Raw genomic sequence first — 241 nt, forward strand, 5'->3', positions numbered from 1 at the left:
GGGGTTTTGCAGAGAAGGTTTTCATGGTTGGAATCCAGATATATATAGAAAGTTATGGATTTTAAAGAGGAGATTGGCTTTTGTCAATCTTAATTGAGTGTGTTTGATGCATGAATATGTGGTTTTTTCAGACGGCCGGAAATCTTTACGAAAGTCTTTACTTGGAAAGGGAAAAGCCACACCTGTCGGTATGGCTTTTTTTAGGGAATCCCCACGAGTGCCGTTTAGGCTGAATCCGCTT

Annotated in this window: 1 protein-coding gene; it reads right to left on the bottom strand. The window is 40.7% G+C overall.

Annotated elements, in window-relative coordinates; genetic code table 11:
• Positions 1-21: 21 nt before the first annotated feature.
• On the bottom strand, positions 22-241 hold a 220-nt coding region (locus tag ACTHSP_RS24025), incomplete at its 5' end, for a hypothetical protein (RefSeq protein WP_440347228.1).

Source organism: Neisseria sp. P0001.S005 (genome assembly GCF_051963715.1).